Source organism: Methylobacterium sp. WL8, assembly GCF_008040045.1.
GTDB lineage: Bacteria > Pseudomonadota > Alphaproteobacteria > Rhizobiales > Beijerinckiaceae > Methylobacterium > Methylobacterium cerastii.
Map to the genome: position 1 here is coordinate 1 of NZ_VRVF01000116.1, position 8,821 is coordinate 8,821.

At 65.2% G+C, this 8,821-nt stretch carries 7 protein-coding genes; 3 read left to right on the forward strand and 4 right to left on the reverse strand.

The window, feature by feature from the left end; translation table 11 throughout:
- Window positions 1–265: 265 nt before the first annotated feature.
- From FV234_RS24260 to FV234_RS24270, 3 genes are all read right to left on the reverse strand, one after another.
- Window positions 266–1,456, reverse strand: a complete 1,191-nt coding sequence (locus tag FV234_RS24260) for an amidohydrolase family protein (protein WP_147832183.1) — start codon at window positions 1,454–1,456, stop codon at window positions 266–268.
- A 13-nt stretch (window positions 1,457–1,469) separates the two neighbouring features.
- Window positions 1,470–2,582 (reverse strand): hypothetical protein, encoded by a 1,113-nt coding sequence (locus FV234_RS24265; RefSeq protein ID WP_147832185.1) that lies wholly within the window; start codon window positions 2,580–2,582, stop codon window positions 1,470–1,472.
- A gap of 431 nt (window positions 2,583–3,013) precedes the next feature.
- Window positions 3,014–3,976 (reverse strand): TAXI family TRAP transporter solute-binding subunit, encoded by a 963-nt coding sequence (locus FV234_RS24270; RefSeq protein ID WP_246686300.1) that lies wholly within the window; start codon window positions 3,974–3,976, stop codon window positions 3,014–3,016.
- A 177-nt stretch (window positions 3,977–4,153) separates the two neighbouring features.
- Here FV234_RS24270 and FV234_RS24275 point away from each other — a divergent pair, with 177 nt between their 5' ends.
- Window positions 4,154–5,518: an amidohydrolase family protein gene (locus FV234_RS24275; RefSeq protein WP_147832175.1), complete on the forward strand. Its 1,365-nt coding sequence runs from the start codon at window positions 4,154–4,156 to the stop codon at window positions 5,516–5,518.
- A gap of 98 nt (window positions 5,519–5,616) precedes the next feature.
- On the opposite strand, the gene FV234_RS24280 is transcribed toward FV234_RS24275, so the two are convergent.
- Window positions 5,617–6,606: a zinc-dependent alcohol dehydrogenase family protein gene (locus FV234_RS24280; RefSeq protein ID WP_147832177.1), complete on the reverse strand. Its 990-nt coding sequence runs from the start codon at window positions 6,604–6,606 to the stop codon at window positions 5,617–5,619.
- A gap of 126 nt (window positions 6,607–6,732) precedes the next feature.
- On the opposite strand from FV234_RS24280, the gene FV234_RS24285 reads away from it, so the two are divergent.
- Both FV234_RS24285 and FV234_RS24290 read left to right on the forward strand, forming a co-directional pair.
- Window positions 6,733–7,617: a LysR family transcriptional regulator gene (locus FV234_RS24285; RefSeq protein WP_147832179.1), complete on the forward strand. Its 885-nt coding sequence runs from the start codon at window positions 6,733–6,735 to the stop codon at window positions 7,615–7,617.
- Between the two features lie 277 nt (window positions 7,618–7,894).
- A complete protein-coding gene (locus tag FV234_RS24290; protein WP_147832181.1) occupies window positions 7,895–8,629 on the forward strand; it encodes a substrate-binding domain-containing protein in 735 nt (244 codons plus the stop codon).
- Window positions 8,630–8,821: the final 192 nt, after the last annotated feature.

An 8,821-nucleotide genomic window follows, 5' to 3' on the forward strand; every position in this document is an offset into this window, starting at 1 on the left:
CGGCCTACACCGCGAGCGCGCCGGTCGCCTTGACGTCGCAACGGGTCGCCTCGCCTGCGTCGCCAGCCTGATGGCCGCCAACGCCCTCAACAACCCAGCCTAAATGAAACCGCCTCAAACAGGCTCTAAGCGCGGCCCCGGCTCAAATGGATGGACTGTTTGGCGAATCCGACGTCGGCGGCAGTAGCATCAAGGCGTTCCGGGTTGCGTTCTTTTCACCCAGAGTACTGGTGGCGTTAGGCGAGGGTTCACCCTTGCGTGCCTGCTACGGCATTACCCCTGCAGCGGTCAGTCGGCCTGCCAGCCTTGGATAGATCCGAAGCGCATTGCGCGCGTAGATCTTAGCGCGGTCGGCGTCTGGGATCGCGGCGGCCTCAACGTAACGCTTGGTGTCGTCGAAGGCGTAGCCGGTCTCGGGATCGATCCCGTTGACGGCGCCGACCATCTCGGAGGCGAACAGCACGTTGTCGGTCGGGACGACCTTCAAAAGGAGGTCGATCCCGGGCTGGTGGTAGACGCAGGTGTCGAAGAAGACGTTGCGCATCAGCTCCGAGATCGGCGGCCGCTTCAGGTCCTGCGCGAGTCCGCGGTAGCGGCCCCAGTGATACGGCACCGCGCCGCCGCCATGGGGAATGATCAGGCGCAGGGTCGGGAAGTCCTTGAACAGGTCGGAGGTCACGAACTGCATGAAGGCGGTGGTATCGCCGTTCATGTAGTGGGCGCCGGTCGCATGGAAGTTGCGGTTGGCCGAGGCGCTGACATGGATCATGCCGGGCACGTCGAGCTCGACCATCTTCTCCCAGAGTGGATACCAGAACCGGTCGGACAGAGGCGGATCCGTCCAGAAGCCGCCCGACGGGTCCGGGTTGACGTTGCAGCCGACGAAGCCGAGCTCCCGCACGCAGCGCTCGAGTTCCGCCGTGCAATTCTTCGGCGATACGCCCGGCGTTTGCGGGAGCTGGCAGACGCCGACGAAGTTGCGCGGCATCAGCGTCGCCACGCGGTGGATCATGTCGTTGGACACGATCGACCAGTCGAGGCTGGTGCGGGCGTTGCCGATGTGATGTCCCATGCCGCCGGCCCGCGGCGAGAACAGCGCCAGCGAGATGCCGCGCGCGGTCTGGAGCTTGACCTGCCGGTCGGCCACGCTCCCTCGCACCTCGTCGTCGCTCACGGTCAAGGACGAGGGTGCAGGCGATTGCGCGGGGTCGTTGATCGCGTCGATCTGGCGCTTGCGCCAGTCCAGCATCGCAGGCGGTTCGGTCGTGTAGTGCCCGTGACAATCGATCACGAGGCCTGTGTAGGGTGCACGCTCGACGACGCCCTGAGCCACGGCGGAGCCGGACTGCGCGGCCAGGGCGGCGACGCTGCCGCCAGCGAGCCCGCGCAGGAAGCCGCGGCGCGGCAGGCAGCAGGTACACGCGTTCGGCGGATTCGGATCCGAGTCGGCGATCATCATGGCGGGGTCCTCACGGTGCGACCGTGCGTTTTCGCAGAACCATGTCGCCTCGGAACAGGAACTTCTGGGCGCGCTTGCCGGTGTCGACCTCGGTGGTGAACACGTTGCCCTTGGAGTCCACGGCAAGGTTGTGGACCCAGTGGAAGTCGCCCGCCTGCCGGCCGTTGCGTCCGAAGCGACCGAGGATTTCACCGGTGTCGCGACTGAGCGTGCGAACCTCGTTGTTCGCCCCGTCGGCGTTAATTAGGTAGGTCTCGTGCTCGTCGGGCCAGAGGGCGAGCTCCCACACCGCGCCGTTGGCCCGCGTGCCGCGCTCGACGAACATCTCCTTCACGAAGCTGCCGTCCTTGTGGAAGACCTGGATGCGGTTGTTGGTCCGGTCACAGACATAGACCAGCCCGTCACGGGCGATCTGGACGCAGTGGACTGGATTGCGGAACTGCGCTGCCGGCGCAGCCGCGGGATCGTAGGGGCCGAGCTTCTCGTCGGTCGGCGGCTTACCGTAAGCGCCCCACATCCGCTTGAACGCGCCCGTCTCGGCGTCAAACACGATGACTCGATGGTTGTAGTAACCGTCGGCGACGTAAAGCTCGTTGGTCTCGGGATCGACCTGCATTGCGGCAGGCTTGCCGAGGCGCGAGACGTCCTGGCTGTCCGTCTGCGCGCCCGATTTGCCGATCTGCAGGACGAACCGGCCGTCCTGGGTGAACTTCAGGATCTGGCCGTCGGTGTCGCCGTTCCCCGCTAGCCAGACGAAGCCCTTGTGGTCGATGTGGATGCCATGCTCATTCGTGGGCCATTCGTAGCCCTGGCCTGGGCCGCCCCAGGACTTCAGCAGCGTGCCGGCCTGGTCGAAGACAAGGACGGGCGGTGCCGGCTTGCAGCACCGGGTCCGCGGCGGATCGAGGCTTGCGGCCTTCTCGTCGTCAGTGAGCGTCCGTGGCCGCTGCACGACCCAGACGTTGTCCTGCGCGTCGACGGCAACGCCGGCGGCCTGCCCCATGATCCAGTCGTTCGGTAGGCGTTTGGGCCAAGCCGGATCAACCTCGAAGCGTAGTGGCTCCTCTGCATGGACGGGTAGGGCGAAAACGATCGCGACCACGGCCGCAAGGCGTCGCAGCATGCAGGTTCCTCCAGCGATCTTATATCTGGCGTGATCGCTTTGTCTGGTGCCATTGAGGGCCATCGGACGGCGTTCGTCCAGCGACCAGGCTTTAACTTCGGGCCGCATTGTTTTTCGCGGCGCGATCCCGCCAGCCACTTCGCAGCCGTCTCGATGCCGGCGGCCGTACGGATCGCGTCGGGGCTCAGAGAACCTACGGGATCGTGGCGGGGGCGCCCGTCTCGCTCGGCCGAGAAATCGTCTCCGGCGATTTGTGCGGGTCGATCGCGGAGCGGCCAGTGATGTCGAGAGCATCGGTGCAAGCGCCGTGACGGCGGTGCACGGATCGCAGCTGATCTCGCGCTACCTTGCGGACCGACCGGTTCGAAAGGCGGGTCTCCCCGCTTCGGCTTGGCCCTGGATGCAGCAACTCGGCAACGGTCGTACGTTGATCACTTCGGAGCCGCGCCGACCTCTCGGAGATATGCGGCGGTCGCCGGATGGAGCCACCCTGCCGGCACGTTCGAGACCAGGTTTCGCGGATCGCTCTCGCGGCCCTGCGGATAGTTTTGAGCCAAGGTCTCCCGCCCGCGGTCGATCGCCCGCACGAGCCTGGCAACGGCAATGTCATCCAGGCCTGGTCGGGCAAGGATGAAGCTCCAGGAGCCGACCGTCTCGATCTCGGCATCCTGCCCACGGAAGGAACCAGCCGGGACCGTCAGGGGACGCATCGAGGCGCGAAGGGCCAGGATTTGCGGGATCGCCTCAGGCGCCGGGCCGAAGAAGCGGGCGCCTCCGGGGGCCTCCGCCAAAGTTTTGAAGCCCGGCCAGCCAAGGCTCGCCCCCCAGAGCGCAGCGGCGCGACCATCGAGAACCTGAGTGGCGCCGTCGGCGGCATCGTCGAGGAGGATCGGCGTGATGTCGCGCGCAGGATCGATGCCGGAACCCTGAAGCACGATCCGCCCCATGATCGTGAACCCCGAGCCGCGCGTACCGAGGGCTACCGCACGACCGCGCAGATTGTGGACACTTCGGACCGGACTGGCGGCTGGAACGACGAACATGCCGGGCGAGGCGTCGATGGGGGCCACGACCGATAAACGATCGCCGTCGTCGCTCTGGGCAGCCAGTGCTTCGTAGGCGTACTCACCTTGCACGAGGGCGAGGTCGAGCTTGCCCGCTTTGAGCAGGGTGAGGTTCTCCGTCGAGCCCTTCGTGATCTTCGCTTCGACAACCAAACCCGGATCGACAGCGTAGACGGCGGCAATCAGCGCTCGGCCAAAGGCCGGAAATGAACCACCCGGCGTTGCCGTCCCCAAAGTCAGATGGAGCCCGGACTCGGTCTGCTGCGCCAGCGCGCGTGGGATCGTGGCGAGGCTTGCCATGCCGAATAGCACTGCGCGCCGCTGCATCATGGCCCCCCCGCACATGGGCTCGTCGTGATGGACCAGGCGCGCGGACCGAGCGGCACGCCTCGACAAACCCGATGACATCCCGTCAGATCGACGAACAAAGCCTATCGCGGGATCCAAGGTCGTACGCCAGCAAAAGCGACCTGCAATGTCCCGTGATCGATCCGGGAGGATAATGCGATGCGATGGAATGCGTTGCTGCCGGCCTTGGCCGTTACCACGACCCTGTCCTGCGTTGACGATGCAGCCGCAAGACCGCTCGCCTTCACCGGGGTCCGGCTGATCGACGGTCAATCGTCTAAACCGATCGAAGACGCGGTGCTGATCGTCGGCGGCGAGCGCATCGTCACTGCGGGTTCACGCACGACCGTCGTGGTGCCGTCCGATGCCGAGATCCGGGACCTGCATGGGCGCACGATCATGCCAGGGCTGATCTCGGACCACTCGCATGTCGGCATCGTGCACGGTGTCGACGTGGGCGCCCAAAACTACACGCGTGAGAACATCCTCGCTCAGCTCAAAGCCTACACAGCTCGGGGCGTCACCACGGTCATGGCCCTTGGGCTCAATGGGGCGATCATGCCTGAGATCCGTGCTGAGGCGCATGCCGGACGCATTCCCGGCGCCGACCTGTTCGGCGTCGATCGCGGCATTGGCGTTCCCGATGGGGGACCGCCCCAAGCGATGGTCCGCGTAAGCCCAGATCAGCTCTTCCGCCCGGCGTCCGCCGAAGAGGGCCGCGACGCGGTCCGCGCGATGAAGGAGCGCGGCACCGACATGGTGAAACTCTGGCTCGACGACTTCGGGGGCTCAGTGCCGGCCAAGATGCAGCCGGCCGTCTACGCAGCGGTGATCGACGAGGCTCATCGCCTAGGCTTGCGGGTCGCGGCGCATGTCCACGACCTCGAAGACGCGCGTGCCGTCGTCCGGGCCGGGGCGGACGTGTTGGCGCACGGCGTCCGCGACAAGCCGGTCGATCCGGACTTCGTTACGCTGCTTGAGGCTCGCCACACCTGGTACATCGCGACACTCGCCCTCGACGAAGCGACGTTCGCCTACGCCGATGCGCCGCCCTGGGCACAGACGCCCTTTGTCAGGACGGCACTCTCGCACGACCTCAAGGCTCGGTTCGACGACCCCGTTTGGCAACGTGACACGCGTTCGAGCACCAAGGCGCAGGGCGCCCGCGACTCCCTGGCCATGAACCTTGCCAATCTGAGAGTTTTGAAGGACGCTGGTGTCCGGATCGGATTCGGGACCGACAGCGGCGCGGCGCCCGAGCGGGTCCCGGGCGTGGCGGAACACCGCGAGTTGATGTTGATGGTGCAGGCCGGGTTCACGCCCATGGAAGCGTTGAACATAGCAACGTCGCAGGCTGCCGACCTTCTCGGCCTCCGCGATCGCGGCCAGCTGGAAGCCGGACGCCGTGCCGACTTCATCATCCTTTCCGCGGACCCGTCCGAGGACATTGCGAATAGCACCCGGATCATCGAGGTCTGGCAGCGCGGACGACTGCAAGAGCCAGGCTCGTCGGCTTCGCCATGATCCGGCTCCGACCCAACCTCGCCGGAACGCAGGGGGCATCCGGTTTCCGTAAGCGGACGCTTCCCCATCGGCGGGCTGGCTGAGCCCTCGTGCTGCGGCTAGACCGTGACGACGATCTTTCCGATCTGCTCGTTGCTCTCCATGAACCGGTGCGCCTCGACGATGTCATCGAGCTTGAAGGTTTTGGCGATGACCGGCTTGAGTGCCCCCGAAGCGAGGCCCTCGACGATGTACGCCTTGGCCTTCTTCAGGCGCTCCGGGTTCTTGGTGATCTCGAAGAGTTGGTAGCCGCGTACGGTCAGGTTCTTGCCGAGCAGCGAGAGGACCGGGATCGTGATGGGCGTGGTGTCGAGTGCGCCGTACTGGAAGAAGATCCCGAGGGTGCTCAAGGCATCAAGGATCTTACCGACCTCCGGTCCGCCGACCGGGTCGAAGGCGACACGGGCGCCCTTGTCGTCCGTGATCCGCATCACCTCGGCGACGAGGTCCTGCTCCTCCGTGGCGATGACGTGCGCGGCGCCATGGGCCAGGAGCTCGTCGCGCTTGCTGCTGCGCCGGGTCAACGCAACGGGAATGGCGCCTAGGGCCTTTGTCATCTGGATGGCTGCGAGCCCGACGCTGCTGGACGCGGCGCGGATCAGCACCGTCTCGCCGGCCTTGACGTCGGCGATGTCGACCAAGGCGCCGTAGGCAGTCGTGAACATCATCCAGGCGGCGGCCGCCTCCTCCCAGGACAGCGTGTCCGGGTGCTTCACGACACCAATGGCCGGTGCGTTCACGAGTTCACCGTGGAGGCCATACTCCCCCAGCATGAAGCAGGGGACCACGCTGACGGCATCGCCGATTGCAAAGCCCTGGATCTCCGGTCCAAGTGCCTCGACGGTGCCCGCGGCCTCGTACCCGAGGATGGCCGGAAAGGTCGGCTCGGTGACGTACTGGCCGGTCCGGAACATCACCTCGGCGCGGTTCAGCCCCATCGCCCTGACCCTGATCTGGACCTCGCCGGCCTTTGGCGCCGGTACCGTGACGTCCTCGACCTTAAGGACGTCGGGTGCGCCGATCTCATGGAATCGTACGATGCGCGTCATGAGCCGTTTCCTGTCGCCGATGCCATTCCCTCGCATCGGGAATGGGCTGGTGTCTCGAACCTAGGGGTGGGAGACTGCTGCGATAACCTGCTAGTTTCAGCGCGCGGTGCTGAATGAGACAGAACAATGCGCGCGAGCGAACTCGGTGAGATGTCGACCTTCCTGGCGGTCGCCAGGTATCGCAGCTTCCGCAAGGCCGCGACGGAGCGCGGCGTCGCTTCCTCGGCGGTCAGCCATGCCATCCGCAGTCTTGAGGAGCGCATCGGCGTTCGGTTGCTCCAGCGTACGACCCGATCCGTCGCCCTGACCGACGCGGGCGAACGCTTCCTAGCCGAGCTTTTACCCGCCTTCGAGCAGATCGCGAGGGCCCAGGAGAGCCTGAACACCTTTCGGGAGACGCCGTTCGGCACCGTTCGGATCAACCTGCCGACCTCGATTGCCCCCTTCCTACTGCGCGACGTCATGGTCGCGCTGATCGAGGAGAACCCAGGTCTGAAGCTCGACGTCGTGGCGACCGACCGCCTGATCGACATCGTCGAGGAGGGCTTCGACGCCGGCATTCGGTTCGGCGAGGTCCTGTCCCGGGACATGGTCGCCGTCCGGATCGGCCCGGTGCAGCGTCTCGTCGTGGTGGGCTCGCCGGATTACCTGAGTAAGAACCCGCGTCCGGAGCACCCGCGCGACCTCGCCCGCCACATCGGCATCCGGTACCGCTTCCCCAGCGGCAAGATGTTCAACTGGCGGTTCGAGCGGGGGGGCGAGGCTATCGAGGTCGAAGTCGACGGCCCGATCACCCTCGATGACCAGGGCCTGATGATCGAGGTGGCCACCAAGGGAGGCGGCCTCGCCTACGTTTGGGAGGATCGCGCCAGGCCGTACCTCGATGCCGGGACGCTGGTCCTGTGTTTAGAGGATTGGTGCCCAGTGAAGGGCGACCTATTCCTCTACTATCCGAGCCGGCGGCATGTCTCCGGAGGTCTCAGGGTCCTAGTTGATCGCATGAGGATTTGATGTCGAGGACGGAATGAACTGAGGTGGCGGGGGATGCGTGAGATGGTGGTCGCTTCGGCGAAGATCTTACCGAAAGTGGACTGGCTAAAATCCACCTTGAGTGGTCATCCCGCTTCCGACTCAACCAGGCTGCGTCGAACGCGTGTCCCCGCCTCCCGAAACCGGCCATGCCCCAGATACGCATTGGTCCCGGCTTGGGGTGGCAAGCAGATCCATCAAACGCTACCGAGGATGCTGCTGGTGGCCATTCCGCCTTTTACTGAACGACGCCCACACCATGACCTCGCCGAGCGATAGCAGACCTACGGTCACCGTTCTGATCTCCGGGGGCTTCGAGCTAGCCTATCGAAAGGCGATCCCGGACTTCGAGCAGGAGACAGGCATCAAGATCGAGACGCGGTCGGGGGCCTCGCAAGGAAGTGGCCCGAAGACGATACGCTACCAGCTTGACCATGGTGCCGAGGTCGATGTCGTCATCCTGTCCAACGAAGGGCTTCATGAACTCATCGACGCGAACCTGATCGCCGAGGGCTCGATTGCCGAACTTGCGACCGCCCCCCTCGCGGCTGCCGTGCAGACGGGCGCGCCGAGGTCCGATGTCAGTTCAGTTGCGGCGCTCACCCAGACCTTACTGGATGCCCGCCTCGTCGTGATGCCGGCCAGCACCAGTGGCCTCTTCATCCAAAGGGAAATCCTTCCAGCGCTCGGCGTCGCCGACAAAGTTCGTTTGAAGGTCTATCCACGAGGAACGGACTCTGCCGCCGCGCTGGCAGCAGGCGAGGCTGATCTTGCGTTGGGTCCCATCAGCGAACTCGTCAATATTCCTGGCGTCGAGCCGGTTGGGGTTCTTCCTGACGAGGTTCAACTCGTCCAAACGTTCAGCGCAGCAATGAGGGCGACGGCCAAAAACCCGGATCTGGCGAAACAGCTGATTGCTTTTCTACAGTCCGACAAGGCCGAAGCCGCGGTGAGACAAGTCGGGATGGAGCCGCTCCGGTCAGGTCGTGGATAGCCTGCCTAGGATGCTGAGTCGTCTGCTTCGATGCTTATGCCCTTCAAGAGCAGACCGGCAGAAATCCTGAAGAGTTTCGGGCGCCGCGAGGCGTACGAAAGTCGTGGAAGAACGAACCCGCGGGATGGCGGGCGCAGAGCTATGGGGATTTGGGCAGACCGTCGACCCCAGCGAGGGACGGAAGGCGTGTGA